25 protein-coding genes are annotated in these 25,657 nt (G+C 72.5%); 15 read left to right on the top strand and 10 right to left on the bottom strand.

Going from position 1 to position 25,657, the window contains the following annotated elements; genetic code table 11:
- Positions 1-90: 90 nt before the first annotated feature.
- The 3 genes from ACFYVJ_RS29500 to ACFYVJ_RS29490 form a co-directional block, all read right to left on the bottom strand.
- Entirely contained in the window at positions 91-858 is a 768-nt protein-coding gene (locus ACFYVJ_RS29500) for an adenosylcobinamide-GDP ribazoletransferase (RefSeq protein WP_388897791.1), read from the bottom strand.
- A 322-nt stretch (positions 859-1,180) separates the two neighbouring features.
- Positions 1,181-2,272, bottom strand: coding sequence for a nicotinate-nucleotide--dimethylbenzimidazole phosphoribosyltransferase (locus tag ACFYVJ_RS29495; protein ID WP_388897770.1), 1,092 nt, complete (start codon positions 2,270-2,272; stop codon positions 1,181-1,183).
- A 194-nt stretch (positions 2,273-2,466) separates the two neighbouring features.
- The gene (locus tag ACFYVJ_RS29490; protein ID WP_388897767.1) at positions 2,467-3,669 is read right to left on the bottom strand and encodes a bifunctional adenosylcobinamide kinase/adenosylcobinamide-phosphate guanylyltransferase; all 1,203 of its coding nucleotides are present in this window, start codon (positions 3,667-3,669) and stop codon (positions 2,467-2,469) included.
- A gap of 105 nt (positions 3,670-3,774) precedes the next feature.
- Here ACFYVJ_RS29490 and ACFYVJ_RS29485 point away from each other — a divergent pair, with 105 nt between their 5' ends.
- Positions 3,775-3,990 (top strand): hypothetical protein, encoded by a 216-nt coding sequence (locus ACFYVJ_RS29485; protein ID WP_388897764.1) that lies wholly within the window; start codon positions 3,775-3,777, stop codon positions 3,988-3,990.
- Between the two features lie 79 nt (positions 3,991-4,069).
- On the opposite strand, the gene ACFYVJ_RS29480 is transcribed toward ACFYVJ_RS29485, so the two are convergent.
- Positions 4,070-4,621, bottom strand: a complete 552-nt coding sequence (locus ACFYVJ_RS29480) for a DUF3043 domain-containing protein (protein ID WP_388897788.1) — start codon at positions 4,619-4,621, stop codon at positions 4,070-4,072.
- Positions 4,622-4,939: 318 nt separating this feature from the next.
- Between ACFYVJ_RS29480 and ACFYVJ_RS29475 the strand changes: the two genes are divergently transcribed.
- The 4 genes from ACFYVJ_RS29475 to ACFYVJ_RS29460 all read left to right on the top strand — a co-directional run bounded on the left by ACFYVJ_RS29475 (position 4,940) and on the right by ACFYVJ_RS29460 (position 8,336).
- A complete protein-coding gene (locus ACFYVJ_RS29475; RefSeq protein ID WP_388897761.1) occupies positions 4,940-5,746 on the top strand; it encodes a PspA/IM30 family protein in 807 nt (268 codons plus the stop codon).
- A 37-nt stretch (positions 5,747-5,783) separates the two neighbouring features.
- Positions 5,784-6,062 carry a hypothetical protein gene (locus tag ACFYVJ_RS29470; RefSeq protein ID WP_388897758.1) on the top strand — a complete coding sequence of 93 codons (279 nt, stop codon included), beginning with the start codon at positions 5,784-5,786 and terminating at the stop codon, positions 6,060-6,062.
- An 88-nt stretch (positions 6,063-6,150) separates the two neighbouring features.
- Positions 6,151-7,617, top strand: a complete 1,467-nt coding sequence (locus tag ACFYVJ_RS29465; protein ID WP_388897755.1) for a sensor histidine kinase — start codon at positions 6,151-6,153, stop codon at positions 7,615-7,617.
- Positions 7,614-8,336 (top strand): response regulator, encoded by a 723-nt coding sequence (locus ACFYVJ_RS29460; RefSeq protein WP_388897753.1) that lies wholly within the window; start codon positions 7,614-7,616, stop codon positions 8,334-8,336. Before ACFYVJ_RS29465 ends, ACFYVJ_RS29460 begins: the two co-directional genes overlap by 4 nt.
- A gap of 37 nt (positions 8,337-8,373) precedes the next feature.
- Here ACFYVJ_RS29460 and ACFYVJ_RS29455 read toward each other — a convergent pair whose 3' ends face one another.
- Entirely contained in the window at positions 8,374-9,249 is an 876-nt protein-coding gene (locus ACFYVJ_RS29455; RefSeq protein WP_388897750.1) for a GNAT family N-acetyltransferase, read from the bottom strand.
- Positions 9,250-9,302: 53 nt separating this feature from the next.
- Entirely contained in the window at positions 9,303-10,487 is a 1,185-nt protein-coding gene (gene nadA / locus ACFYVJ_RS29450) for a quinolinate synthase NadA (RefSeq protein WP_388897748.1), read from the bottom strand.
- Between the two features lie 307 nt (positions 10,488-10,794).
- Here nadA and erpA point away from each other — a divergent pair, with 307 nt between their 5' ends.
- The gene (gene erpA, locus ACFYVJ_RS29445; protein ID WP_101424956.1) at positions 10,795-11,148 is read left to right on the top strand and encodes an iron-sulfur cluster insertion protein ErpA; all 354 of its coding nucleotides are present in this window, start codon (positions 10,795-10,797) and stop codon (positions 11,146-11,148) included.
- Positions 11,149-11,276: 128 nt separating this feature from the next.
- On the opposite strand, the gene ACFYVJ_RS29440 is transcribed toward erpA, so the two are convergent.
- Together ACFYVJ_RS29440 and ACFYVJ_RS29435 are read right to left on the bottom strand one after the other, a co-directional pair.
- On the bottom strand, positions 11,277-13,013 hold the full coding sequence (locus ACFYVJ_RS29440; RefSeq protein WP_388897745.1) for a hypothetical protein: 1,737 nt from the start codon (positions 13,011-13,013) through the stop codon (positions 11,277-11,279).
- An 86-nt stretch (positions 13,014-13,099) separates the two neighbouring features.
- Complete coding sequence (locus ACFYVJ_RS29435) at positions 13,100-13,351, bottom strand: hypothetical protein (RefSeq protein WP_388897742.1); 252 nt, start codon at positions 13,349-13,351, stop codon at positions 13,100-13,102.
- Positions 13,352-13,497: 146 nt separating this feature from the next.
- Here ACFYVJ_RS29435 and ACFYVJ_RS29430 point away from each other — a divergent pair, with 146 nt between their 5' ends.
- The gene (locus ACFYVJ_RS29430) at positions 13,498-14,487 is read left to right on the top strand and encodes a carbohydrate kinase family protein (protein WP_388897739.1); all 990 of its coding nucleotides are present in this window, start codon (positions 13,498-13,500) and stop codon (positions 14,485-14,487) included.
- 99 nt (positions 14,488-14,586) lie between these two features.
- On the opposite strand, the gene ACFYVJ_RS29425 is transcribed toward ACFYVJ_RS29430, so the two are convergent.
- A complete protein-coding gene (locus ACFYVJ_RS29425) occupies positions 14,587-15,972 on the bottom strand; it encodes a cysteine desulfurase/sulfurtransferase TusA family protein (RefSeq protein WP_388897736.1) in 1,386 nt (461 codons plus the stop codon).
- A gap of 249 nt (positions 15,973-16,221) precedes the next feature.
- Between ACFYVJ_RS29425 and coxB the strand changes: the two genes are divergently transcribed.
- The 4 genes from coxB (at position 16,222) to ACFYVJ_RS29405 (ending at position 20,731) form a co-directional block, all read left to right on the top strand.
- On the top strand, positions 16,222-17,220 hold the full coding sequence (coxB, locus tag ACFYVJ_RS29420) for a cytochrome c oxidase subunit II (protein ID WP_388897733.1): 999 nt from the start codon (positions 16,222-16,224) through the stop codon (positions 17,218-17,220).
- Positions 17,217-18,968: a cytochrome c oxidase subunit I gene (ctaD, locus tag ACFYVJ_RS29415; protein ID WP_101424962.1), complete on the top strand. Its 1,752-nt coding sequence runs from the start codon at positions 17,217-17,219 to the stop codon at positions 18,966-18,968. Before coxB ends, ctaD begins: the two co-directional genes overlap by 4 nt.
- Entirely contained in the window at positions 18,965-19,363 is a 399-nt protein-coding gene (locus tag ACFYVJ_RS29410) for a cytochrome c oxidase subunit 4 (protein ID WP_347575405.1), read from the top strand. The genes ctaD and ACFYVJ_RS29410 overlap by 4 nt, the downstream gene beginning before the upstream one ends.
- Before the next feature lie 114 nt (positions 19,364-19,477).
- A complete protein-coding gene (locus tag ACFYVJ_RS29405) occupies positions 19,478-20,731 on the top strand; it encodes an Ig-like domain-containing protein (protein ID WP_388897730.1) in 1,254 nt (417 codons plus the stop codon).
- Between the two features lie 61 nt (positions 20,732-20,792).
- On the opposite strand, the gene ACFYVJ_RS29400 is transcribed toward ACFYVJ_RS29405, so the two are convergent.
- Positions 20,793-21,206: a hypothetical protein gene (locus tag ACFYVJ_RS29400; RefSeq protein WP_388897728.1), complete on the bottom strand. Its 414-nt coding sequence runs from the start codon at positions 21,204-21,206 to the stop codon at positions 20,793-20,795.
- A 146-nt stretch (positions 21,207-21,352) separates the two neighbouring features.
- Between ACFYVJ_RS29400 and ACFYVJ_RS29395 the strand changes: the two genes are divergently transcribed.
- The 4 genes from ACFYVJ_RS29395 (at position 21,353) to ACFYVJ_RS29380 (ending at position 25,550) form a co-directional block, all read left to right on the top strand.
- Positions 21,353-21,973 (top strand): heme-copper oxidase subunit III, encoded by a 621-nt coding sequence (locus ACFYVJ_RS29395; RefSeq protein WP_388897725.1) that lies wholly within the window; start codon positions 21,353-21,355, stop codon positions 21,971-21,973.
- Between the two features lie 63 nt (positions 21,974-22,036).
- A complete protein-coding gene (locus ACFYVJ_RS29390) occupies positions 22,037-22,849 on the top strand; it encodes a c-type cytochrome (RefSeq protein ID WP_388897722.1) in 813 nt (270 codons plus the stop codon).
- Positions 22,846-23,919 carry a Rieske 2Fe-2S domain-containing protein gene (locus ACFYVJ_RS29385; RefSeq protein WP_388897719.1) on the top strand — a complete coding sequence of 358 codons (1,074 nt, stop codon included), beginning with the start codon at positions 22,846-22,848 and terminating at the stop codon, positions 23,917-23,919. Before ACFYVJ_RS29390 ends, ACFYVJ_RS29385 begins: the two co-directional genes overlap by 4 nt.
- Entirely contained in the window at positions 23,916-25,550 is a 1,635-nt protein-coding gene (locus ACFYVJ_RS29380) for a cytochrome bc complex cytochrome b subunit (RefSeq protein WP_388897716.1), read from the top strand. Before ACFYVJ_RS29385 ends, ACFYVJ_RS29380 begins: the two co-directional genes overlap by 4 nt.
- The last annotated feature ends 107 nt before the right edge of the window (positions 25,551-25,657 follow it).

Genomic DNA, 25,657 nt, shown 5'->3' with positions numbered 1-25,657 from the left:
GCGCGGTGAAGACTCGACACCTCCACCACACCGGAGGTCTTCGCCATGATCAATACCCACGACCGTTAACAACGCTCGTGATCAATACACCTAGGCGGGGCCCAGGACGGCGGTGATCAGGGCGGCGGTCGCGGCGGTCTCGGCGAGCGCACCGAAGACGTCCCCGGTGACCCCGCCGAGGCGCCGTACGCAGTGGTGCCGCAGCAGTTCGGCGGCGGCCAGTCCCGCGGCGACCGCGAGCGCGGTGTGCAGCGCCGCGTACGGGCCGGACAGGAGCCCGGCCGCCGCGGCGAGGACGGCGGTGCCAACCGCCGCGCAGGCGACGGCCGTACGTGCGGACAGCACCCCCGCCACCGCGGCGCCCAGCCCTTCGGGGCGCGCGGGCGGCACGCCGGTGCGGGCGGCGAGGGTGAGGGCCGCGCGGGCGGCGACGGCGGCGGCGGTGACGGCGACCGCGGCGCGGAACCTGGAGCCGTCGCCGTACATCTCGGCCACCGCGGCGACCTGCGCGAGCAGCACGAGCAGCAGCGTGATCACGCCGAACGGGCCGATGTCGGAGCGCCGCATGACCGCCAGCGCCCCGGCCGCGGGCCGCCCGCTGCCCAGCCCGTCGGCGGTGTCGGCGAGCCCGTCGAGGTGCAGCCCGCGCGTCAGCACGGCGGGCACGGCGACGGTGCCCACGGCGGCGACGGCCGCCCCGGCCCCCGCGAGCAGCAGCACCCAGCCGGTCCCGGCGGCGAGTGCGCCGAGCACGAGCCCGACGAGGGGCGCGGCGGCCATGCCCGCGCGCGCGGCGGCACGGTCCCAGCGATGCACCCGCACGGGCAGGGCGGTGAGGGTTCCGAAGGCGAACCGCAGCCCGTCGAGGGGAGATGAGCCGGGCGCATCCGCGGCGGTACGGCTCCCGGAGGGGCCGGGGGCGTCGCGGTCCGACCGGTCGTGCGTGGCTGTGCGGGTTGGTGGGGCCGGTTCCGGCGGGCGGGGGGATTCGAGCGGCCCGGCGGCGTCGCGGCGCTCCGCGCGCTCCGCCGGGCCGGGTGTGACCGGAGGCCCGGCGGTGTCCGCCCCGTCCGGGCAACCGGACTTGGGTGCGTCCGGTTGCCCGGGCCGGTCCGCCGCGGCGTGCTCGTACGGCTCCGCCGCCCGGTCCTCGTCCCGGTCTTCCGGAGGGGGTGCCGCGTCAGGTGATGTCGTCAACCGCTTCCTCGGCCGCGGTGTCCGGGCCCGCCGTGTTCTCCGGCAGGTCCGCCCACAGTTCCGCCGCCGCCTGGAGGAACGGCAGGGCCAGCAGGGCGCCCGCGCCCTCGCCCGCCGTCACGCCGTGGTCCAGCAGCGGGTCGATCGCGATGCGGTCCAGCGCCTTCTCCTGCGCCGGCTCGCCGCTCGCCTGGCCCGCCAGCCACCAGTCCGGGGCCCGGAACGCCACCCGCTGCGCGACCAGCGCCGCCGCCGCCGAGACCACCCCGTCGAGCACCACCGGCGTGCGGCGCACCGCCGCCTGCAGCAGGAAGCCCGTCATCGCGGTGAGGTCCGCGCCGCCGACCGTGGCGAGCAACTGCAACTGGTCGCCCAGCACCGGCCGGGCCCGGCGCAGCGCGTCGCGGATCGCGGCGCACTTGCGCATCCAGGCCAGGTCGTCGATGCCCGCGCCGCCGCGGCCGGTGACCACGGAGGCGTCGGTGCCGCAGAGGGCCGCGACGATCGCGCCCGCCGCCGTGGTGCCGCCGACGCTGAGGTCGCCGAGGAGCAGCAGGTCCGTACCGGAGTCGGCCTCCTCGTCCGCGACCGCCATCCCGGCCCGGAACGCCTCCTCGGCCTCCTCCGCCGTCAGCGCGTCCTCGACGTCGATACGGCCGGACCCGCGGCGTACGCGATGGCGGGTGACCTCCTTCGGCAGCGACTCCGGGTCGCAGTCGAGCGCCATGTCGACGACCCGCAGCCCGGCGCCGAAGCGGCGGGCGAGGATCGCCGAGGCGCTCCGGCCGTCGAGCGCGGCGCGGGCCAGCGCGTCGGCGGTGCCCGCGGCGCGGCCCGAGACGTCCAGCTCGGCGACGCCGTGGTCGCCGGCGAAGAGCACCAGGCGCGCCGCCGCGACGGGCTTGGCCGGCACGCCGCCCTGCGCCGCCGTCAGCCACTCGCCGAGGTCGTCCAGGCGGCCGAGCGCCCCGGGGCGCGGGCCGTGGGTCGCCCGCCACTCCTCGGCATCCCGGCGGATGGCCGAGTCGGGGCGGTCGATGTCGTTGATGAAGTCGTCCAGATTCAGGCCGCTCACGGGCGCAGATTACCCGCCGGGGGCGCCGCCGACTCCGCTGCCCCCGAGGTTGGCCCCGGGGAACGGGCGCGGGCGGCGCCGCCGCGGGGGATCTCCGCCGTGGCCGCGGTCACCGGTGCCCGGCCGGTTGGTCCGTATCCGGTCCGGTATGGGAACGGGCGGCGTACCCGGCGGTCCGCGCGCCGAAGAATCGATTACCCCCGGAGAACCTGCACCTGCCCCGCCACCACCAGCAGCACCTGCTCGCACTCCGCCGCCACGCCCGCGTTCAGCCGGCCCAGCTCGTCGCGGAACAGCCGGCCCGCCGGGGTGGCCGGGACGACGCCCGAGCCGACCTCGTTGCTGACGGCGACGACCGTGCGGCGGGTGGCGCGGACCGCCGCGACCAGCTCGTCCACCCGCGGCCGTACGTCGCCCCCCTCCCATGCCCCCGCCCGGTCCATGGCGTCCGTGAGCCACAGCGACAGGCAGTCGATCAGCAGCGGCGGCGCGCCGTGCACGCCGAGCAGCGGCAGCAGGTCGCACGTCTCGGTGGTACGCCAGCTCGCCGGCCGGCGCTCGCGGTGGAGGGCGACCCGCGCCGCCCACTCGTCGTCCCCGTCGCGGGTGCCGCCGGTGGCCGCGTACTCGACCTCGGGGAACGCCGCCAGCCGCCGCTCCGCCTCCACCGACTTGCCCGACCTGGCGCCGCCCAGGACCAGCGTGCGCCGCGGCACGAGAGGGCTGTCCGGGCCGTGTCCCACGACGAGGCTCACCCCGTCCGGTACGGCCCTGGCCCCCGCGGCGGCGAGCCGGCGGTGCAGCTCGGGCCCCGGCGGCGGCGTCGGCCCGGAGGCGTCGCCGGAGTGGCCGCCGAGGTGGACGGCGACGACGTCGGTGGCGGGGGCGACGGCGCCGTGGGCGCGCAGCCGGGCGAGGGCGTCGGGGCGCCCGCAGACGTCGAGCAGCACCAGGTCGTACGGCTCCACGGCGCCCTCGAGGCCCGCCGGGGCGGCCCCCGGCGGCAGATACAGCAGCCGCCGCCCGCCCGGCCCGGTGATCTCGTACCCGGTGCCGGGGTGGTCGACCGCGACGGCCCGCACCCGGTGCCCGCTGATCAGCGTCATCTCCTGCCCCTCCGGCGCCCGCGACGGCGCCGGCACGCCCGCCGGGGGCGCCAGGGCCGGGCCGTCGTGCGGGTGGCCGAGCAGCACCTGCATGACGCCGGACAGCGTCCGCCCGGCGCGCGCCGCGGCGAGCGCGGCGCCGGGCGTGAGGTCGAGCAGCACGATGCCGTCCACCAGGACGGACGTCGCCGCCCGCGCCTCGGGCCCGACGGCGGCGGCGCACGCCGCGCAGGGGCAGCCGGGGCGCGGCAGCCCGGCGGGCGCACCGGTGCCGAGGAGGGTGATGTCCACGCCCCGATCGTCTCGCGGCGCGCGCTCGCGCGCCCGGGCGGGGCGGCGCTTCAGCGCTCTCGGTTACGCTGCCAGCGCACTATCCGGCGTGGGACGGAGGCAGTCATGGCAGCGTGGACCTGGCGGTTCGAGAAGGCCGACGGCACGGAGACGACCCCGGCGGTGGAGCCGGAGGACTTCACGACCCAGGGTGACGCCGAGTCGTGGCTCGGCGAGGTCTGGAAGGAACTGCTGGAGGGCGGCGTCGAGCAGGTCAGGCTGCTGGAGGACGGGGCCGAGGTGTACGGCCCGATGAGCCTGGCGGCGGCCGAGGGCGCGTAGGCACCCGGCCCGGCACCCGGGCGACGTACGGCTCGTACGGGCGTACGCGGCGGTCACCCGCCCCGTACGCCCGCCGGCGTCAGGGTCGCTCGCCCCGCTTCACCTGCGGCTTCGGCAGCCGCATCCGGCGAAGCTGCAGCGTGCGCATGAGCGCGTACGCCTTGGCACCCCGGTGGCTCTCGTCCGGGAAGCGCGCCTTGAGCTGCTTCTTCACCTGCATCGAGATCGCGATCGAGTCGAAGACGATCAGCACGATCACGAACAGCCACAGCAGCAGCGAGATGTTCTTCAGCCCCGCCGACGGCGTGATGCTGAGCAGGAGGATGACGATGGCCAGCGGCAGGAAGAACTCCGCCACGCACCACCGCGAGTCCACGTAGTCCCGCACGAACTTGCGCACCGGGCCCTTGTCGCGCGCGGGCAGGTACTTCTCGTTGCCCGAGGCCAGGGCCTCGCGCTGGCGGGCCATGTCGGCCCTGCGCGTCTCCCGCGCGCGCTTTGACGCCTCCTTGCGCGTCGTCGGCGTCTTGGCCATGGCGCGGCGCTGCGCCTGCGACTCGCTGCGCTTGGGCGTGGGCCTGCCCTTGGGCGCCTCGGCCGGACGCACATGCTTCGACTCCACCGCGCTCACCTCGGGCTCAGTGGACTGGTCATCCTTGGAACGGCTTCCGAACACAAGCCCAAGAATAGGGGCTCCCGGGTGTACGACCCAGAGCGAGGGGGAACGATCCGGCAACGGCGTGCGTGTCACTACCTGTGGGGGCGCGTGGACCGGGAGCCCCTACGGTCGTCTACTCCCTGGGCGGGAGGACGGACCCCATGCGGTTCGTCCCACAGGAGGAGCGCATTGGCGCCCAGGCAGTGCGGTAATAGAAGCAGGGCCCGTACTGTGGGTTCTGCAGAGTATGTGCCGAGGCTGAAGTCCGTCAGAAGGGGGCGCGCGAGGCCCATGAGCGGTGTCATGAAGCGGATGGGGATGATCTTCCGCGCGAAGGCCAACAAGGCCCTGGACCGGGCCGAGGACCCGCGCGAGACCCTCGACTACTCGTACCAGAAGCAGCTCGAGCTGCTCCAGAAGGTGCGCCGGGGCGTCGCCGACGTGGCGACGTCGCGCAAGCGCCTGGAGCTGCAGCTCGGCCAGTTGCAGAACCAGTCCGCCAAGCTGGAGGACCAGGGCCGCAAGGCCCTCGCCCTCGGCCGCGAGGACCTGGCGCGCGAGGCGCTGTCCCGCAAGGCGGCGCTGCACCAGCAGGTCACCGACCTGGAGACGCAGCACCAGACGCTCCAGACCGAGGAGGAGAAGCTCACCCTCGCCGCCCAGCGGCTGCAGGCCAAGGTGGACGCCTTCCGGACGAAGAAGGAGACCATCAAGGCCACGTACACCGCGGCGCAGGCGCAGACCCGGATCGGCGAGGCGTTCTCCGGCATCTCCGAGGAGATGGGCGACGTCGGCCTGGCCGTGCAGCGCGCCGAGGACCGTACGGCGCAGATGCAGGCCCGTGCCGGCGCGATCGACGAGCTGCTGGCCTCCGGCGCGCTGGACGACCCGACGGGGATGGCGAAGGACGACATCTCCGCCGAGCTGGACCGGCTCTCCGGCGGCGCGGACGTCGAGCTGGAGCTGCAGCGCATGAAGGCCGAGCTGGCGGGCGGTCCCGCCGAGCAGCAGCAGGCGATCGAGGGCGGCCAGCAGGGTGCCCAGACGCCGCAGCAGCAGGCTCCGCCGCAGGACGCCCCGCGGTTCGACAAGCAGTGACTGCCCCGCGACGGGCTCGGAAGAACGGGAGAAGGCCGTGATCGTACGGATCATGGGGGAGGGTCAGGTGAAGCTGGACGACAGCCACTTCGCCGAGCTCGACAAGCTGGACGACGAGCTGCTCGCCGAGATGGAGAGCGGTGACGAGGCCGGCTTCCGGCGGACCCTCGGCGCCCTGCTGGACGCCGTGCGCTCGCTGGGCGCCCCCCTGCCGGCCGACGCGCTGGAGCCCTCGGAGCTGATCCTCCCCGGGCCGGACGCCTCCCTGGAGGAGGTCCGGGAGATGCTCAGCGACGACGGCCTCATCCCCGGCTGACATCCGGTCCAGCACCACGTACGCCTCGGCCGCTCCCCGCCCCGGTCGTCAGGACCGGGGCCGGCCCTCCTCTGCACCCCACGCTGCCGTGACCCCACTCGCCGCTCTGCCCCGCTGGCTGCGGGCGCACCCCCTCGCGGCCGACGCCCTGCTGGCGGCGGCCGCGCTCGCCGCCATCCTCATCAGCTCCGTGTACCCCGACCGCGGGGCGAACGCGCCGCCGCCCGCCGACCTCGGCCCCGCCGAGGTCGTGCTCGCGACCGCGGCCTGCGCCGTCCTCGTGCTGCGCCGGCGGGTGCCGTGGGCCGTGCTCGCCGCCACGATGACGCTGACCATCGCGCACGTCATCGCCTCCGCGGGCGACCCGCGCTCGCCGATCGCGCTGAGCGTCGTGGTCTCCCTCTACACCGTCGCCGCCCGCACCGACCGGCACACCACCTGGCGCATCGCGCTGCTCACCATCGGGGTGCTGACGTTCGCGATGATGCTCTTCGGCGACCGCCCCTGGTACGCGGACGAGAACCTCGGGGTCTTCGCCTGGACCGGGATGGCCGCGGGCGTCGGCGACGCCGTGCGCAGCCGCCGGGCCGTGGTCGACGCCATCCGCGAGCGCGCCGAGCGGGCGGAGCGGACCCGCGAGGAGGAGGCGCGGCGGCGGGTCGCGGAGGAGCGGGTACGGATCGCGCGCGAGCTGCACGACGTCGTCGCGCACCACATCGCGCTGGTCAACGTCCAGGCGGGGGTGGCCTCCCACGTGATGGAGAGCCGCCCGGACCAGGCCAGGGAGGCGCTGGCGCACGTGCGCGACGCCGGCCGCACGGCGCTGGAGGAGCTGCGCACCACGGTGGGGCTGCTGCGTCAGTCCGGCGACCCGCACGCGCCCACCGAGCCGGCGCCGGGGCTGGCGATGCTGACGGAGCTGGTGGAGGGGTTCGTCCGGGCGGGCACGCCGGTGTCGGTGGAGGTCGCCTCGGAGCTGGGCCCGCGCAGGACGGCGGTGACGACGCGGGTGGAGCGGGCGGCCGAGGTCATCGGCGGGCTGCCGGCGGCGGTGGACCTGGCCGCGTACCGGGTGCTCCAGGAGGCGCTGACGAACGTGCGCAAGCACGCGGGGGCCGGGGCGCACGCGGTGGTGAGCCTGTCCCGGGAGGCGGACGAGCTGGACATCGCGGTCCGCGACGACGGCCCCGGCGCGGCCGGCACCGCACCGGACGAGGGGCGGGACGACGCCCGGCGGGACGGCGGCGGGAAGGACGGCGCCGAGGGGGACGCGGACGGCGAGCGCGTGGGCGGGCTCGGGCTCGTCGGCATGCGCGAGCGCGCCGCCGCGCTGGGCGGCCGGTGTACGGCGGGGGAGCGTACGGACGGCAGGACGGGCTTCGAGGTACGGGTACGGTTGCCGCTGCGGGTGGCCGCGGACGCCGGCACGGGCGGCGGCCCCGTCGCGGGCGGGGCGGGCACGGCCCGGCCGCCGCGGGAGCGGGAGGCGAACGGGACGCGGGTGTCCGGCTGTCTGCGCCGCGCGCCCGGTGAGGCGATCAAGGAGCAGGGGTGAGCGAGGTCCCGCCGCCGCGGACGCGGCCGATCCGGGTGGTGCTGGCGGACGACCACGCGCTGATGCGCAGCGCGTTCCGCGTCCTGGTCGACTCCGAGCCGGACATGGAGGTCGTCGGCGAGGCAGGCGACGGCGCGGAGGCGGTGCGGATCGTCCGCGAGACGGACGCGGACCTGGTGCTCATGGACATCCGGATGCCCGGCACCGACGGCCTGACCGCCACCCGCACGATCTCCGAGGACGACACCCTCGGCCATGTGCGCGTGGTGATCCTCACGACCTTCGAGGTCGACGAGTACGTCATCGAGGCGCTGCGCGCGGGGGCGTCCGGCTTCCTCGGCAAGGGCGCCGAGCCCGGCGAGCTGCTGGCCGCGATCCGGGTGGCCGCGGACGGCGACGCACTGCTGTCGCCCACGGCGACGAAGGGGCTGATCGCCCGCTTCCTGGCGGGCGGCGACGTCCCGCCGGGCGGCACGGCCGACGTCACCGGGCGCGAGGAGGCGCCGGACCGCCTCGCCGTGCTGACGAGCCGGGAGCGCGAGGTGCTGGGGCTCGTCGCCCGCGGGCTGGCGAACGACGAGATCGCCGGCCAGTTGGAGGTCAGCCCGCTGACGGTGAAGACGCACGTCAACCGCACGATGGCCAAACTGGGCGCCCGCGACCGGGCCCAACTGGTGGTCCTGGCCTACGAGTCGGGCCTCGTCCGCCCCGGCAGCTAGACCCGCACCGCACGCCCGTATCCCGGGGCCCGTAGCGCTACAGGAACATCCCCGACGGGATGTACGGCGCCGGCGGCCGCATGCCCCGTACGCACACATAGCCCGCCGTCGTCAGCTCCAGCCCCGCCGCCAGCCCCACGTCCACCGCCCACTCCTGGTCCGCCGTCAGATCCGCGACCCGCGCCACCGCCCCCGGGGCCAGGCTCAGCAGCGCCGCCGTCAGCAGCCGCGCCGCGATCCGGCGCGACGTCGCCGCCAGCAGCTCGATGCCGCCGTCGCGCAGGTACGCGTACCCGCTGCCCGCGAGGTCGTCGGAGACGATGCACTGGTAGTGCCGCAGCAGCTCCGCGTGGTCGGGGCCGTGGGCGCCGCCGCGGAGCCTGCGGTCGACGGAGTCCATCAGGTCGCGCTGGCCCGGGCCGCCTTCGACGACGGCGCCCGTGGGCGGTTCGAGGCCGGCGTGGTCGACGGTGCCGCGCAGCCGCATGGCCGGGTGCAGGGTGAAGCCCGCGGCGCGGTAGGCGCGGGCGGCGTGCGGGTGGCGGGAGCCGCAGATGAGGCCGCGCAGGCAGCCGCGCCCGTACGCGAGCGTGCGCGCCAGCAGCGCCTTGCCGAGCCCCTTGCCCTGCGCCTCCGGCGCGACGACCAGCAGCGAGAGACCCCAGGTGCCCTCGCGCCTGGTGGACAGCGCCGCGCCCAGCGGCCGGCCGGAGTCGTCCATGGCCAGCCAGCAGCCGCTGGGGTCGGTGCGCGCCAGGTGCCGTACGACGCTGCGCAGGAGGATCTCGCCGTTCTCGTCCGGCTCCTCGGGCGGGTCGCCCTTGGCGGCGTGCGAGGCGGCGAACGCGGCGTGGGCGGTGGCGCGTACGGCCTCGGCGTCGTCCTTCGAGTCGCGGACCTGGCGCAGGATCATGGGGTCAATCCTCTGCCCTGCGCCGGGCCCGCGTCACCCCCCGCATCCGGCCGTCAGGGCAGCGCCAGCATCCGCTCCAGCGCCAGCTTGGCGTCGTGCTCGGTCTCCTTGTCGACCTCGATGCGGTTGACGAGCTTGCCGTCGGCCAGCGACTCCAGCGCCCAGACCAGGTGGGGCAGGTCGATGCGGTTCATCGTGGAGCAGAAGCAGACGGTGCGGTCGAGGAAGACGATCTCCTTGTCGGGGTGCTGCTTCGCCAGCCGGCGGACGAGGTTCAGCTCCGTGCCCACGGCCCACTTCGAGCCGGCCGGGGCCGCGTCGAGTGCCTTGATGATGTGCTCGGTGGAGCCGACCTGGTCGGCGGCGGCGACCACCTCGTGCTTGCACTCGGGGTGGACCAGCACGTTCACGCCGGGGATGCGCTCGCGTACCTCCTCGACCGAGTCGAGCGAGAAGCGGCCGTGCACGGAGCAGTGCCCGCGCCACAGGATCATCTTCGCGGCGCGCAACTGGTCGGCGGTCAGGCCGCCGTCCGGCCGGTGCGGGTTGTAGACGACGCAGTCGTCGGGGGAGAGGCCCAGGTCGCGTATCGCGGTGTTGCGGCCGAGGTGCTGGTCGGGCAGGAACAGCACCTTGCCCGCGCCGGCGGGGCGCTGGCCGAACGCCCAGTTCAGGGCCCGCTCGGCGTTGGAGGAGGTGCAGATGGTGCCGCCGTGCCGGCCGGTGAACGCCTTGATGTCCGCCGAGGAGTTCATGTACGAGACGGGGACGGTGACGTCCGCCACACCGGCCTCGGTGAGCACGTCCCAGCACTCGGCGACCTGCTCGGCGGTGGCCATGTCGGCCATGGAGCAGCCGGCCGCCAGGTCGGGCAGGACGACCGCCTGGGTGTCGGAGGTGAGGATGTCCGCGGACTCGGCCATGAAGTGCACGCCGCAGAAGACGATGTACTCCGCGTCGGGGCGGGCGGCGGCCTGCTGCGCGAGCTTGAACGAGTCGCCGGTCACGTCGGCGAACTGGATGACCTCGTCGCGCTGGTAGTGGTGGCCGAGGACGAAGACCTTCTCGCCGAGGCGCTCCTTGGCGGCGCGGGCGCGCTCGACCAGCCCGGGATCCGAGGGGGCGGGCAGGTCGCCTGGACAGTCGACGCCGCGCTCGCTGGCGGGGTCTGCCTCCCGCCCGAGCAGCAGCAGGGCGAGGGGCGTGGGGGTCACATCAAGGTCCTGGGCGGTGGTCACAGCGCACTCCACCCTTTCTCTTCGGCTCTCGGCGGGCTGCCGGCGCATCTGTTTTCGTCACATTGACATTATTAATCATATCCCCTTCGCGTCAGGTTGACGATGGTGCTCGCGTCAATGTGACGAATGCCGCGCGCGGGCCCGGGACCGGTCCGTACGCCCTCCTCCGACCTTGGGCGGATGACCCGAAGTGGTGGCGTATGCGAGCATGAAAGGAGCAAGAAAGCGCGCCCCCGGCCGGAATGAATCGGGAGCGCGGCCGGTTGGACTCGATCGGCAAGCAGTCCACAACCCGGGAGACATGCGAATGACCGTTCAGGGCGAGACCACCGCAGTCGACGGCATCATTCTGTCCGACGCCGCTGCGGCGAAGGTCAAGAGCCTGCTGGAGCAGGAAGGCCAGCCGGATCTCAAGCTCCGCGTCGCCGTTCAGCCCGGTGGCTGCTCCGGCCTGCGCTACCAGCTCTTCTTCGACGACCGCGACCTCGACGGCGACGTCGTCAAGGACTTCGGTGGCGTCTCGGTCGTGACCGACCGGATGAGCGCCCCGTATCTGACCGGCGCGTCCATCGACTTCGTCGACAGCATCGAGAAGCAGGGCTTCACGATCGACAACCCGAACGCCACCGGCTCGTGCGCCTGCGGCGACTCCTTCAGCTAGCCGGACCCGCCCGGAGCGCATACGGGCCGCGGTCCGTACCGGCATGAGGAAGGCGGCGGAAACCCCCACGGTTCCGCCGCCTTCCGCTTGTGTGGGCGTCGCCGCCCGGCGTGGCAAGTTCTTGCTGCCTACTTGGCGGCCACCCGCTCTCCCGTTCGTGCGTCCACGACCTTGCGGCCGTCCAGGGGTGCGGACAGCTCCACCGTCTCCGTGAAGCGCTTGGCGATCTCGATGCAGACCTCGCCCGGCTCGTCCGCACCGGTGAGCCGCACCTTCACCGCGCCGTCCGACTCGTCGGCGGCTGCCGCGTACTCGGTGCACACGCCGCCCCAGAAGTGCAGCTTCAGGGTGCGGCCGGACACCGAGTACGACTCGATGCCCACCGGGCTCGCCACCGCACCGCCGCGGCTCTCCGGTTCCTCGGCGGCCGCGGACGACGGCGGCTGCGCGGGCTCGGCGGGTGCCACCTGACCGGGCGAATCCGGCCCGGAGTCGCTGCTCTCCGACGGTGCGGGGCTGCCGGGCCGGCCGGCGGAGCCGCCGCCCGCGGTGGGCTCGGCGCCCGGGGCGGACGTCGGCGGGGCCGGCTCGGGGACCGCCGGCGCGCTCGGCTCCGCGGCGGTGACGTACTCCGGCGCGACGGCCAGTTGCGGCCAGACGATCGTGCCCGGCTTGCCGCCGTGGAACGGGGTGGGCGAGTCGCTCGTCACCTGGAACAGCCAGGACGGCACCAGCACCGGCCGCCCCTCCACCGACTGCGCGGAGAGCCCGAACTCGGCGCCGCGCACCTTGGTCGGCGCCATCTTGCCCATGCACGGGTCGACTTTGCCGACCAGCGGCTTGCCGGGCCCCGTGCCCTCCTCGTACGGCACCGCCGAGGCGCACGCCGGGGCGATCGCCGGCACCTCGCCGCTGCCGTCCGGGGGCTTGTTCAGCTCCGCGAACGCCGCGTCCGCCGTGATCACCGGGTACGTGTCCGCCTCGGCGGGCTCGGCCAGGTAGCCGTTGCCGCCGGTCACCTTCCCGTCCCCGCCTATCTGCAGCGACGTCTCCCAGCCCGCCGTCGGCAGCCCGCCGACGACCGGCTCCGCCGTCACCGTACGCACGGCGCCGAACGGCTGGGCCGCCGCCACCTCGGCGTCCTCCTGGCCCACCGCCGCGAGCACCGGCGCCGCGGCCTTCTTCGCCGCGGACTCCGGCACCGCGTCGCCCTGCGCGTCGCGCGGGGTGAGGGGGGCCGCGCACGCGGACGTCACCGCCGCGTCCGGGTCGCCGCCATCCTGCTCCGCAGGCAGCGGCAGGTCGCAGGCGGTGCCGCCGTGCTGCTGGTACGTCCAGGCGCCGGGCGCCTCCGACTGGACCTGGAGCAGCGGCCCCTGCCCGTCGCCCGAGACGCCGACGCGCCAGCCGCCGCCCTCCTCGCGGGGCTTGCCTTCCATCCCCAGCGCCGCCGCGAGCCGCGCCACGTCGGCGGCACCGACCCGGCCCGCGGGCGCGAACACCGGCGCCTCGTCCGGCCCTTCCGGCAGCTCGCCGACGAGCCGCAGCGGCGCGCTCCCGCCCTTCGCCGCGGCCTCCATGGAGAGCCCGTCGAGCCGCAGCGGCGGCGGCTCGCCGCCGTCGGAGCCGGCACCGCCGCCGTCGTCCGCACGGTCCACCAGGTACGCGACCCCGCCGCCGGTCAGCATCACCGCGGCGGCGACGGCCGCGGCCACCAGCACGCCGGGGCGGCGCCTGCCGCCGTCCGGAGGGCCGGGCTCGCCGGCGCCGTCCGGGCCTTCGGCGTCCCGGCCGTCCGGCCCGGACGCGCGGGCGTGCGCGGGCTCGGGCTCAGGCACGGGACCTGGGGTGTGCTCGGTGCTCACCGTTCGGCTCCTTCGTCGGGGATGCCGATGGGACGCCGGTCACGCGGATCCGGTTCCCTCTGGGGGGAGCCGACCGGGCGGCGGGGTCAGTCGCCGTACTCGGACATGCCGCGGAGCAGGTCCGCGGAGGCCGGCGGCACCATGATCCGCGCCAGACCGCTGATCCGGGTGTCCGGCACGTGCCCCGCGGGGCTGTGCGGGTGGCCCGACCAGTGCGGCGCCATCCGGGCGCAGTCGGTGCGCAGCTCGGCGAGGCCGCCGTCCAGCTCCAGGGGCGCTGCGCTCGGGAAGGCCGACGACGGGAGGGGGGTGGCGGAGGCCCGCGAGTCCTTCTGCATATCTCGACCGTACGCACCCGCGGCGAGGAGTGGTAAGACCTACTATCAGGTAGTTTTGGCCGGGTCGAACCCGTCCGGAGGCCGGTGTTCAGCCGGTAGCGTGAGCACTACCCGCGTTACCTGCCCCGCCTACAGGAGCGTACGCCGTGCATATTGCCGTTTCCGGCTCCATCGCGACCGACCATCTCATGACCTTCCCCGGTCGGTTCTCCGATCAGTTGGTCGCCGACCAACTGCACACCGTCTCGCTGTCGTTCCTCGTCGACAAACTGGACGTGCGCCGCGGCGGAGTCGGACCCAACATCTGCTTCGGCATGGGTCAGCTCGGCGCCCGCCCGATCCTCGTCGGCGCGGCCGGCGCCGACTTCGGCGAGTACCGCGACTGGCTGGAGCGGCACGGGGTCGACACCGGCTCCGTACGCATCTCGGAGGTGCTGCACACCGCGCGCTTCGTCGTCACCACCGACGCCGACCACAACCAGATCGGCTCCTTCTACACCGGCGCCATGAGCGAGGCCCGGCTGATCGAGCTGAAGACCGTCGCCGACCGTGTCGGCGGCCTCGACCTCGTCTCCATCGGCGCCGACGACCCCGAGGCGATGCTGCGCCACACCGAGGAGTGCCGCACCCGCGGCATCCCCTTCGCCGCCGACTTCTCGCAGCAGATCGCGCGCATGGAAGGGGACGGCATCCGCACCCTCACCGAGGGCGCCGCGTTCCTCTTCTCGAACGAGTACGAGAAGGGGCTGATCGAGACCAAGACCGGCTGGGGCGACGAGGAGATGCTGACCCACGTCGCGACCCGCGTGACCACCCTCGGCGCCCGCGGCGTGCGCATCGACCGCGCCGGCGAGGAGCCGATCCTCGTCGGCTGCCCGGAGGAGGAGCGCAAGGCGGACCCGACGGGCGTCGGGGACGCCTTCCGGGCCGGCTTCCTGTCCGGGCTGAGCTGGGGCGTGAGCACGGAGCGGGCGGCGCAGCTCGGCTGCATGCTGGCGACGCTGGTCATCGAGACAGTGGGCCCGCAGGAGTACGAGCTGCGGCGCAGCAACTTCGTCGCCCGCTTCACCAAGGCGTACGGACAGGATGCCGCCGCCGAGGTGCAGGAGCACCTGCCGGAGTCGGTGCAGGACTGACGCAGCAGGACCGGCACGACCAGCAGTGCGCGCGGGCGCCCGGCGGAAAGGACCAGCCGGGCGCCCGCCGCGCGTCTGCCGTACGGACCCAGCCGCCGCTCAGCTCCTGCGCCGCACCCGGTAGCCCGTGCCGCCGCCCGCCGCCGGCTCCTCGCCGGCGTACTCCTGCCCGCGCATCTCGCACCACGCCGGGATGTCCAGCCGCGCCGCCTCGTCGTCCGACAGCACCAGCACCGTGCCGCCCACCGGCACCCGGTCGAAGACCTTCGCCAGCTCTATGACGGGGATGGGGCACCGCCGCCCGCGCGCGTCGACCACCAGCTCCCCGTCCGGTGTCTCCTCGGCCGCACCGCTCACGGGCGGGCCCAGCTCCGCCCGCACCCCCACGACCGCGTCCTGCAGCGCCCGCAGGAAGCCCTCCACGTCCTCCACCGACGTCCCCCGCGGCAGCGACACGCGCACGTTGCCCTCCGACAACACGCCCATCGCCTTGAGCACATGGCTCGGCGTCAGCGTGCTGGACGTGCACGAAGAACCGGACGAGACCGAGTACCCCGCCCGGTCCAGCGCGTGCAGCAGCGCCTCCCCGTCCACGTAAAGACAGGAGAACGTCACCAGATGCGGCAGCCGGCGCTCCGGATCGCCGACCACCTCCACGTCCGCGACCGTCTCCGGCACCCGCGCGCGGATCCGGTCCACCAGCGCGCGCAGCCGGGCGTCCTCGGCCTCCGCCTCCCCGCGTACGGCGCGCAGCGACGCGGCGGTGGCGACGATCGCCGGGATGTTCTCGAAGCCGGGCGCGCGGCCCGACTCCCGCTCGTCCGCCGGGCCCGCGGGCGCGAAGCGCGTCCCTTTACGCACCGCGAGCAGCCCCACGCCTGGCGGGCCGCCCCACTTGTGCGCGCTCGCCGTCAGCAGCGACCACGGCCCGGCGGTACGTTCCCAGCCCAGCGACTGCGCCGCGTCCACCAGCAGCGGCACCCCGGCGGCCCGGCACTCCTCGGCCGCCTCGGCGACCGGCTGCTCGGTGCCCACCTCGTGGTTGGCCGACTGCAGACAGGCCAGCGCGGTATCGGCGCGCAGCACCCCGGCGTACGCCCCGGGCGCCACCCGGCCGCCGCGGTCGACCGGCACGTACGTCACGTCCCCGCCCGCCGTCTGGTGGCCCTCCGCGGCGTGCAGGACCGCGGAGTGCTCGACCGACGAGACGACGAGGTGCCGCCCGGTGCGGCGGCGCCCGGCCAGCGCCCCGGCGATGCCGTCGTGGAGCGCGCGCGTACCCGAGGACGTGAACACCAGCTCGTCCGGGCGGCAGCCGACGAGGTCCGCGGTGGTCTCGCGCGCGGCGTCCAGCAGCCGCCGCGCCCGGCGGCCCTCCCGGTACAGCCGGGCCGGATCGGCCCAGCCCTCGTCGAGCGCGGCGAGCAGGGCCTGCCGGGCGATCGGGTGAAGGGGCGCGGACGACGCGGCGTCGAAGTACGGCACCGGACCACGCTAACCCCTGGTCCGCGCGCCCGGGACCGCGACGCCTGCGGCCGGGACAGGCCCCGACGGGGGACCGGCAGGACCGAGTTGACGGCCCCCGCAACCCCATCGGAGTGCCCCCGGCGCGCCAGGGCACCCTCCCCGAGCGACCCCAAATGGCGTCCAGTAGGGTTTGGTCCGCGTAAACATCCAAACCTGCTGCCCGCGCGCCCGAAGGGACCGTGGGCGAGACTCTCGGGAAGGCGCTACGTGAGTCACAACGGCTCCGACCTCCCCCGCGGCCGCAAGGCGGCCGCGGGAGGTACCCGCTCGCCGCGGCGCACGATGCGGCGAAGGCTGCCGCAGGCGCTGGCCGCGGGCCTGGTCCTGGTCACCCTCTCCGGTTGTACCTACAAGGACTTCCCCCGTCTGGGCATGCCGACGCCGGCCACCGAGGAGGCGCCGCGGATCCTCTCCCTGTGGCAGGGATCCTGGGCGGCCGCCCTGGCCGTCGGGGTCCTCGTCTGGGGCCTGATCCTCTGGAGCGTCATCTTCCACCGCCGCTCCAGGACCAAGATCGAGGTCCCGGCCCAGGTCCGGTACAACCTGCCCATCGAGGCGCTGTACACGGTCGTCCCGCTGATCGTCGTGGCGGTGTTCTTCTACTTCACCGCGCGCGACGAGAGCAAGCTGCTGGAGACCTCGGAGAAGCCGGACCACGTGATCAACGTGGTCGGCTACCAGTGGAGCTGGGGCTTCAACTACCTGGAGAACCTGGACGGCGACGCCGCCACGCCGGCGAAGCGGCCCAAGGAGCTCGACGCCATCCCCGACCGGGACTTCAAGGCCGTGCCGAAGGGCGCCGAGGGCGTCTACGACTACGGCGTGCCCGCCAGCGAGAACGAGCAGACCGGCAACCCGGGCCCCACGCTGGTCCTCCCCAAGGGTGAGACGGTCCAGTTCGTGCTGACCTCCCGGGACGTCATCCACTCCTTCTGGGTGGTGCCGTTCCTGATGAAGCAGGACGTCATCCCCGGCCACACCAACGTCTTCGAGGTGACCCCCAACAAGGAGGGCACCTTCCTGGGCAAGTGCGCCGAGCTGTGCGGCACGGACCACTCCCGGATGCTCTTCAACGTGAAGGTGGTCTCCCCGGAGAAGTACCAGGAGCACCTGCAGAAGCTGGCCGACAAGGGCCAGACCGGGTACATCCCGGCGGGCATCCCCCAGACCGACGCCGCTAGGAATGCGGAGACCAACTACCAATGAGCATCCTCAACGAACCCCAGGGTGCGGCGGCCGCGGGCGCGGGCGAAGACGCATACGAGGACGAGGTGCCCGCGCGCCGCCGTCAGCCCGGCAACGTCGTGGTGAAGTGGCTGACGACCACCGACCACAAGACGATCGGCACGCTGTACCTGGCGACGTCGTTCTTCTTCTTCATCATCGGCGGCGTCCTGGCGCTGTTCATGCGCGCCGAGCTGGCCCGGCCGGGCACGCAGGTGATGAGCAACGAGCAGTTCAACCAGGCGTTCACGATGCACGGCACGATCATGCTGCTGATGTTCGCGACGCCGCTCTTCGCGGGCTTCGCGAACTGGATCATGCCGCTGCAGATCGGCGCGCCCGACGTGGCGTTCCCGCGGCTGAACATGTTCGCGTACTGGCTGTACCTCTTCGGGTCGCTGATCGCCGTCGCCGGCTTCATCACCCCGCAGGGCGCGGCCGACTTCGGCTGGTTCGCGTACACGCCGCTCTCCGACGCGGTGCGCTCGCCCGGTGTCGGCGCCGACATGTGGATCATGGGTCTGGCGCTCTCCGGCTTCGGCACCATCCTCGGCTCGGTCAACTTCATCACGACCATCATCTGCATGCGGGCGCCCGGCCTGACGATGTTCCGCATGCCGATCTTCACCTGGAACGTGCTGCTCACCGGTGTGCTGGTGCTGCTCGCCTTCCCGGTGCTGGCCGCCGCGCTGCTCGCGCTGGAGGCGGACCGCAAGTTCGGGGCGCACATCTTCGACCCGGCGAACGGCGGTGCGCTGCTCTGGCAGCACCTCTTCTGGTTCTTCGGGCATCCAGAGGTGTACATCATCGCGCTGCCGTTCTTCGGCATCATCTCCGAGGTCATCCCGGTCTTCAGCCGCAAGCCGATGTTCGGCTACATCGGCCTGGTGGCCGCCACGATCTCCATCGCCGGCCTGTCCGTGACCGTGTGGGCGCACCACATGTACGTGACAGGAGGCGTACTCCTACCGTTCTTCGCGTTCATGACGATGCTGATCGCGGTGCCAACAGGAGTGAAGTTCTTCAACTGGATCGGCACGATGTGGAAGGGATCACTGAGTTTCGAAACACCGATGCTCTGGTCCATCGGCTTCCTCGTCACGTTCGCCTTCGGCGGTCTGACCGGTGTCATCCTGGCCTCGCCGCCGCTGGACTTCCACGTCTCCGACTCGTACTTCGTGGTGGCCCACTTCCACTACGTGGTCTTCGGCACCGTCGTCTTCGCGATGTTCGCGGGCTTCCACTTCTGGTGGCCCAAGTTCACCGGCAAGATGCTCGACGAGACGCTCGGGAAGATCACCTTCTGGACGCTGTTCATCGGCTTCCACGGCACGTTCCTGGTGCAGCACTGGCTGGGCGCCGAGGGCATGCCCCGGCGGTACGCGGACTACCTCGCGGCCGACGGCTTCACGGCCCTGAACACCTTCTCGACGATCAGTTCGTTCCTGCTCGGCATGTCGATGCTGCCGTTCTTCTACAACGTGTGGAAGACCGCCAAGTACGGCAAGAAGATCGAGGTCGACGACCCGTGGGGCTACGGCCGCTCGCTGGAGTGGGCCACGTCCTGCCCGCCGCCGCGGCACAACTTCACCTCGCTGCCGCGCATCCGGTCCGAGTCGCCGGCCTTCGACCTGCACCATCCCGAGATCGCGGCGGCCCAGGTCGGGCATGGCCACGGCGCCGGTGACAAGACGCTCGTCGGCGGCGGCAGCGAAGGGGAAGCGAAGTGAAGATCCAGGGCCACATGTTCGGCTGGCTCGCCGCCTTCGTCCTGGTCGCGGCGATCGTCTACGGCTACTGGTCGAAGGAGCCGGTGGGCACCACCGCGCTGTTCCTGGCCTTCGGCCTGACCGCGATGATCGGGTACTACCTGGTCTTCACGGCCCGCCGGGTCGACACCGGGGCGCAGGACAACAAGGAGGCGGAGGTCGCCGACGACGCCGGCGAGCTGGGCTTCTTCAGCCCGCACAGTTGGCAGCCGCTGTCGCTGGCCATCGGCGGCGCGCTCGCCTTCCTCGGCATCGTCCTCAACTGGTGGCTGCTGTACTTCTCCATCCCCGTGATCCTGGTCGGCCTCTACGGCTGGGTCTTCGAGTACTACCGCGGGGTGGACCAGAACCAGTAGCGCACTACAGCACAGCTCCACGGAGGGGGCCGCGGCACGCCGAACGGGTGCCGCGGCCCCCTCGTATGGCCCACACACCGCGCGTCGCGTTGAGCATCTGCCTAGCGTGTGATCATGAGCCAAACGCCCCATCGCCGCACGGCAGTCAGTTGTTCCCTGCTGCTCGCCGCCCTCGCCCCCGGCCTCGCCGCCTGCGGCGCCGGCGGCCACCCGCTGGCCCGCGAACCGGGAGAGCCCGCCGGCCGGATCACGCTCGCCGGCCTCGCCGGCGACAGCGGTCTCGCCGACCCCTCGGAGGACCTGGAGGTCACCTCCCAGGGGCAGGCCCGCATCACGGACGTCACGGCCGTCGACGAGAGCGGCCGGTACGTACGCGGCCGGCTGTCCGCCGACGGCCACACCTGGCGCAGCACCGTGCCGCTGGCCGCCCGGTCCCGGTACAGCGTCGACGTGAGCACCGAGAACGACGACGGTTCCCCCGGCCACAAGCGGCTGACGTACCGCACTTCCAAGGTCAAGACGAAGAAGCCGATGAAGGTCGCGCTGGGCCCCGACAAGGGCACGTACGGCGTCGGCCAGCCGCTGACGGTCAAGCTGAACCGGGCCGTGAAGACCCAGGCGGAGCGCGCCGTCGTCGAGCGCGGCCTGAAGGTCAGTTCGACCCCGGCGGTCGAGGGCGCCTGGTACTGGGTCGGCAAGAAGGAACTCCACTACCGCCCCAGGGAGTACTGGCCCGCGGGCGCCCGGGTCCGGCTGGAGAGCCGGCTGGAGGGCGTCAAGGTGCGCGAGGGCGTCTACGCGACCGCCGCGAAACCCCTCGAATTGAAGATCGGCGACCGCATCGAGGCGGTCACCGACGCCTCCTCGCACGAGATGACCGTGTACCGCAACGGAGAAGAGATCAAAACCATCCCGGTCACCACCGGCAAGGCGGGCTTCGAGACCCGCAACGGCAAGAAGGTGGTGCTGGAGAAGCAGTCGAGCGTCCGGATGACCGGCGCCAGCATCGGCGTCGGCGGCACCGGGGAGGACTACGACCTCCAGGTGTCCTGGGCGACCCGGGTCACCTGGAGCGGCGAGTACGTGCACGCCGCCCCGTGGTCCGTGGGCTCGCAGGGCGCCGCCAACGTGAGCCACGGCTGCACCGGGATGAGCACCGACAACGCCGCCTGGTTCTTCAAGACCGTACGGCCGGGCGACATCGTGGAGGTCGTCAACAGCTACGGCGAGGACATGGCCCCGTTCGGCAACGGCTTCGGGGACTGGAACCTCTCCTGGACCAAGTGGCAGGAGGGCAGCTCCCTGACGCCCGGCGTACGCGACGGCGGCGGGCCCTCCGAGGCGAGCCGGCTGCGGCCCGGGGTCTGAGCCGCCCGCCGGGCCCCGCGGCCCGGAGGCAGAGCGCCGGGTGCGCCGGCGCCGCCCGCCCTCAGGCCCGTACGGCCGGCCGCAGGCGCAGCACTTCCGCCAGACCGTCCGCGAGCGCCGCCGGGTCGACCGGGTGCGCCACGGTGGCCTCCGCCCGGCTCCAGGTCGCCAGCCAGGCGTCCTGCGGGCGGCCGATGATCAGCAGGACGGGCGGGCACTGGAAGATCTCGTCCTTGATCTGCCGGCACACGCCCATGCCGCCGGCGGGCACCGCCTCGCCGTCGAGCACGCAGGCGTCGATGCCGCCCCGCTCCAGCTCCGCCAGCACCGCGGGGAGCGTGGCGCACTCGACGTACTCCACCGGCGGCACGTCCGCCGCGGGGCGGCGTCCTGCGGCGAGCCGGACCTGCTCGCGCGTGTTCGCGTCGTCGCTGTAGACCAGTACGTTGACCGGTCCTGTGGCCGTCGACTCCATGGTTCCTCCGGTGGTTCTCGGGCACCGCTCTCACCGCGGATGCTACTCCGCCCGGGGTGCGGCGGTGCAGTCCAGGGCCCCTCCGCGGCGCCTTGACACTCCGAACGGCACCCCCCGGAGTGAGGCGGAGATAAGGGACCGACATAATGTCGGACGTGGCGACAGCAACAGCAGCAGTAGAGACCGGGCACGCGCACCCGTCGGTCAACCGGCCGAACCTCACCAGCGTCGGAACCATCATCTGGCTGAGTTCCGAGCTGATGTTCTTCGCGGCCCTCTTCGCGATGTACTTCACCCTGCGTTCGGTGATGGGAGCGGACTTCTGGAAGGAACAGGCTGACACCCTCAACGTTCCGTTCGCGCTCGGCAACACCACGATCCTGGTGCTCTCCTCCCTCACCTGCCAGCTCGGCGTGTTCGCCGCCGAGCGCGGTGACGTGAAGAAGCTGCGCATGTGGTTCACGGTGACCTTCATCATGGGTGCCGTCTTCATCGCCGGGCAGGTCACCGAGTACGTCGAGCTGGTGCACGAGGGCATCACGCTCTCCTCCGGCCCGTACGGCTCGGTGTTCTATCTGACCACCGGCTTCCACGGCCTGCACGTGACGGGCGGTCTGATCGCCTTCCTGCTGGTCCTGGGACGCACGTATGCGGCCAGACGGTTCACCCACCAGCAGGCGACCGCCGCGATCGTGGTGTCCTACTACTGGCACTTCGTCGACGTGGTCTGGATCGGCCTCTTCGCCACCATCTACTTGATCAAGTAACCGGCCGGGGAGCCGGCACCGAGAAGCACACCGACGCTGAAGATCCTGATACCGGGGTAATCCGTGAAAAAGCTCTCCGCACGACGGCGCCATCCGCTGGCGGCGCTCGTCGTCCTACTCATCGCGCTGGCGGCCACCGGGGGGCTGTACGCCACATTCGCGCCCACCGGTAAGGCGCAGGCCGACGAGACCAGCGCACAGTCCCTCGCCGTCGAAGAGGGCCAGAAGCTCTACCGGGTCGGCTGCGCGAGCTGCCACGGCACCGGCGGGCAGGGCTCCAGCGACGGCCCCAGCCTCGTGGGCGTCGGTGCGGCTGCGGTGGACTTCCAGGTCTCCACGGGCCGGATGCCCCTGCAGCAGCAGGGCGCCCAGGCGCCGAAGAAGCCGAGCATCTACACCCAGAAGGAGATCGACCAGCTCGCCGCGTACGTCGCCTCCCTGGGCCCGGGCCCTGCGGTCCCCGAGGAGAGCCAGTACGACCCGGCGGGCGGCGACGTCGCCCGCGGCGGTGACCTGTTCCGTACCAACTGCGCGCAGTGCCACAACTTCACCGGCAAGGGCGGCGCCCTGACGGACGGCAAGTACGCGCCGAACATCGACGGCGTCGATCCGAAGCACATGTACGAGGCGATGCAGACGGGGCCGCAGAACATGCCGTCCTTCCCCGACGGGCTGCTGACGACCTCGGACAAGCAGGACATCATCGCCTACCTCGACGAGGTCGGCGGCGACGAGGCCGAGTCGCCCGGTGGCTTCAGCCTCGGCGGCCTCGGCCCCGTGAGCGAGGGTCTCTTCGCCTGGGTCTTCGGGCTCGGCTCCCTCGTCATCCTGACGATCTGGATCACCGCCCGCTCTGCAAAGGCCAAGAAGTCATGAGTAGCCAGGCTGGCTCCGAGAACGAGAACAACGGCGAGCACCTGCCGACCGTCCGGGAGGGCGAGGAGAGCGGGGGCGTCGCGGTCGAGGAGCGCGACCCGTTCGCCAACCCCGGCCTGCCGCCGCACGAGCCGCGCAAGCAGGACATCGACGAGCGGGCCGCCAAGCGCTCCGAGCGCACCGTCTCGCTGCTCTTCACGGTGTCGATGCTGGCGACCGTCGGCTTCATCGCCTCGTTCGTCGCGATCGACGTCGACAAGATCGTCTACATCTTCCCGCTCGGCCACATCAGCGCGCTGAACTTCGCCCTGGGCGTCACCCTGGGCCTCGCGCTGTTCTGCATCGGCGCCGGCGCGATCCACTGGTCGCGCACGCTGATGTCGGACGTGGAGGTCATCCAGGAGCGGCACCAGATCGAGTCCTCCGAAGAGACCAAGGCCATCACCAAGGCCCAGTGGCGCCAGGGCACCGAGGAATCGGCGATCGGCAGCCGCAAGATCATCCGCCGCACCATGCTCGGCGCGCTCACGCTGGTGCCGCTCGCCGGCGTCGTGCTGCTGCGCGACCTCGGCCCGCTGCCGGGCACCAAGCTGCGCCACACGCTGTGGGGCAAGGGCAAGCTGCTCATCAACATGAACACCGACGAGCCGCTGCGCCCGGAGGACATCACCGTCGGTTCGCTCTCCTTCGCCAAGCCCGAGGGGCTGAAGGAAGGCGACCACGACTTCAACACCGAGATCGCCAAGGCGGCCCTGATGCTCGTCCGGATCCACCCGGGTGACATCAAGGACCCGAAGTCGGCGGACTGGGGCCACGAGGGCATCCTGGCCTACTCCAAGATCTGCACGCACGTCGGCTGTCCCGTCAGCCTGTACGAGCAGCAGACGCACCACGTGCTCTGCCCGTGCCACCAGTCGACGTTCGACCTGTCCGACGGCGCGCGCGTGCTCTTCGGCCCGGCGGGGCACCCCCTGCCGCAGCTTAGGATCACGGTCAATGACGAGGGCTACCTGTACGCGCTCGGCGACTTCGACGAGCCGGTAGGCCCGAGCTTCTGGGAGCGCGGATGAGCACCACCACAACAGACACACGCCGCAAACCGCCCGGCAGAGGCGAGCGGGTCGCGGACTGGGCCGACGCCCGTCTGGGCCTGCATGCCGCCGGCCGCAAGAACATCCGCAAGGTGTTCCCCGACCACTGGTCCTTCCTGCTCGGGGAAGTGGCCATGTACACCTTCCTGATCGTGCTGCTGACCGGCGTGTACCTGACGCTGTTCTTCAAGCCGAGCATGGCGGAGATCACCTACCACGGCTCGTACGCGCCGATGAACGGCGTGCACATGACGGAGGCGTACGCCTCCACGCTGGACATCAGCTTCGACGTCCGCGGCGGGCTGCTGATCCGGCAGATCCACCACTGGTCCGCGCTGATCTTCATCGCCGCCATGGCGACGCACATGATGCGCGTCTTCTTCACCGGCGCGTTCCGCAAGCCGCGCGAGGTCAACTGGCTCTTCGGCTTCACGCTGCTGGTCCTCGGCTGCATCGCCGGCTTCACCGGCTACTCGCTGCCCGACGACCTGCTCTCCGGCACCGGCGTCCGCTTCATGGAGGGCGCGACGCTGGCCACCCCGGTGATCGGCACCTACCTGGCGTTCTTCCTGTGGGGCGGTGAGTTCCCAGGGACGGACATCATCCCGAGATTCTTCGCCGTCCATGTGCTCCTGGTGCCGGGCATCATGCTGGGGCTCTTCGTGCTCCACCTGATCCTGGTCTTCTACCACAAGCACACCCAGTTCGCGGGTTCCGGGAAGACCAACGACAACGTCGTGGGCGCGCCCTTCATGCCGATCTACGTCGCGAAGGCGGGCGGGTTCTTCTTCCTCGTCTTCGGCGTGATCGCGGTGATCGCGGGGATGTTCACCATCAACCCGGTCTGGGATCTGGGACCCTACCGACCAGATCTGGTCTCCACCGGAGCCCAACCGGACTGGTATATGGGCTGGACCGAGGGGCTGATCCGGTTCATGCCCGGCTGGGAATGGAACATCCCCGGCGGTTACACCATCAACTTCGGGGTCTTCATCCCACTGATGATCGTGGGACTCGTCCCGATCGCGATGGTCGCCTACCCGTTCTTCGAGACCTGGGTGACCGGCGACCACCGCGAGCACCACACCCTGGACCGCCCGCGCAACGTGCCGACCCGCACCGCCTTCGGTGTGGCCTGGCTGACCTGGGTCTTCGTGCTGCTGATGGCCGGCGGCAACGACCTGTGGGCGACCCACTTCCACCTCTCGATCGAGTCGATCACGTGGTTCGTGCGGGTCTCCTTCTTCGTCGCCCCGGTGCTGGCCTTCTGGATCACCCGGCGCATCTGCCTCGGGCTGCAGCGGCGGGACCGCGAGAAGGTCCTGCACGGCCGGGAGACGGGCATCATCAAGCGGCTGCCGCACGGCGAGTTCATCGAGGTGCACGAGACGCTGTCGCAGGACGAGATGCACAAGCTCACCGCGCACGACCAGTACGCGCCGCTGGAGCTCGGCCCGACGGTCGACGACAACGGCGTGGTGCGCAAGCAGAACCCGGTCGAGAAGCTGCGGGCCAGGCTGTCGCACGGCTACTACGGCGAGGCCGGCCAGATCGCGAAGCCGACCAGGCGCGAGTACGAGGAGATCACCAGCGGCCACGGGCACCACTAGGGCCAGTCCGCCGCCGGGCGATCACCGCCGGGGCCCCCGTCCAGCAGTTGGACGGGGGCCCTTCGGCGTACTCTGCGGTCGATAGGCTGACGCCCGACAACTGAGAC

This window comes from Streptomyces sp. NPDC004134, assembly GCF_042874195.1.
Taxonomy (GTDB): Bacteria; Actinomycetota; Actinomycetes; order Streptomycetales; family Streptomycetaceae; genus Streptomyces.
Note: the sequence above shows the minus strand (reverse complement) of the source record. Positions and strands in the feature narration are given on the sequence as shown.

What these genes read in the sequence shown, in the direction of transcription:
- ACFYVJ_RS29400 (WP_388897728.1), bottom strand. Translation starts at nt 21,206, where the DNA reads ATGGAGTCGACGGCCACAGGACCGGTCAACGTACTGGTCTACAGCGAC.
- erpA (WP_101424956.1), top strand. Translation starts at nt 10,795, where the DNA reads ATGACCGTTCAGGGCGAGACCACCGCAGTCGACGGCATCATTCTGTCC.
- ACFYVJ_RS29385 (WP_388897719.1), top strand. Translation starts at nt 22,846, where the DNA reads ATGAGTAGCCAGGCTGGCTCCGAGAACGAGAACAACGGCGAGCACCTG.
- ctaD (WP_101424962.1), top strand. Translation starts at nt 17,217, where the DNA reads ATGAGCATCCTCAACGAACCCCAGGGTGCGGCGGCCGCGGGCGCGGGC.
- ACFYVJ_RS29485 (WP_388897764.1), top strand. Translation starts at nt 3,775, where the DNA reads ATGGCAGCGTGGACCTGGCGGTTCGAGAAGGCCGACGGCACGGAGACG.
- ACFYVJ_RS29380 (WP_388897716.1), top strand. Translation starts at nt 23,916, where the DNA reads ATGAGCACCACCACAACAGACACACGCCGCAAACCGCCCGGCAGAGGC.
- ACFYVJ_RS29455 (WP_388897750.1), bottom strand. Translation starts at nt 9,249, where the DNA reads ATGATCCTGCGCCAGGTCCGCGACTCGAAGGACGACGCCGAGGCCGTA.
- ACFYVJ_RS29395 (WP_388897725.1), top strand. Translation starts at nt 21,353, where the DNA reads ATGTCGGACGTGGCGACAGCAACAGCAGCAGTAGAGACCGGGCACGCG.
- ACFYVJ_RS29475 (WP_388897761.1), top strand. Translation starts at nt 4,940, where the DNA reads ATGAGCGGTGTCATGAAGCGGATGGGGATGATCTTCCGCGCGAAGGCC.
- ACFYVJ_RS29405 (WP_388897730.1), top strand. Translation starts at nt 19,478, where the DNA reads ATGAGCCAAACGCCCCATCGCCGCACGGCAGTCAGTTGTTCCCTGCTG.
- ACFYVJ_RS29435 (WP_388897742.1), bottom strand. Translation starts at nt 13,351, where the DNA reads ATGCAGAAGGACTCGCGGGCCTCCGCCACCCCCCTCCCGTCGTCGGCC.